This is a genomic window from Shewanella sp. UCD-KL12 (assembly GCF_001957125.1).
GTDB lineage: Bacteria > Pseudomonadota > Gammaproteobacteria > Enterobacterales > Shewanellaceae > Shewanella.
In genome coordinates, this window is sequence record NZ_MPHJ01000059.1 from 1 (window position 1) to 625 (window position 625).

At 55.7% G+C, this 625-nt stretch carries 1 protein-coding gene; it reads left to right on the forward strand.

Annotation, left to right across the window (positions count from 1 at the left end):
* Nucleotides 1–625 (forward strand): Ig-like domain-containing protein (locus BM736_RS25290; protein ID WP_256718007.1); only part of this gene is annotated, 625 nt, incomplete at both ends.

Sequence of the window (625 nt, forward strand, 5' to 3'; positions counted from 1 at the left end):
CACTTACACCTTAAGCGATGGCACTGACAGCGATGACGCTACCGTCACCATCAGTGTCGGCGCCGTCAATGATGAGCCGATCGCGGAAGATGATAGCTTCAGTGTTGATGAAGGCGCGATGGTCAGCGGCAATGTCATCACCCATGATGACGGCGATGGCAAGGTCGATACGGATGGCGGCGACGGCGCGATATTRAACGTCACCCACATCGACGGCACCGAATTAGTGTTCGGCCAAGATGGCTGGAGTCAGACCCTCACCGTCACCAATGGCACCGTGCGCATCAAAGCCGATGGTAGCTTTGAGTACAYCCATGATGGCAGTGATCCAACCCAGACAAACCCAAGCTTCACTTACACCTTAAGCGATGGCACTGACAGCGATGACGCTACCGTCACCATCAGTGTCGGCGCCGTCAATGATGAGCCGATCGCGGAAGATGATAGCTTCAGTGTTGATGAAGGCGCAATGGTCAGCGGCAATGTCATCACCCATGATGACGGCGATGGCAAGGTCGATACGGATGGCGGCGACGGCGCGATATTAAACGTCACCCACATCAACGGCACCGAATTAGTGTTCGGCCAAGATGGCTGGAGTCAGACCCTCACCGTCACCAATGGC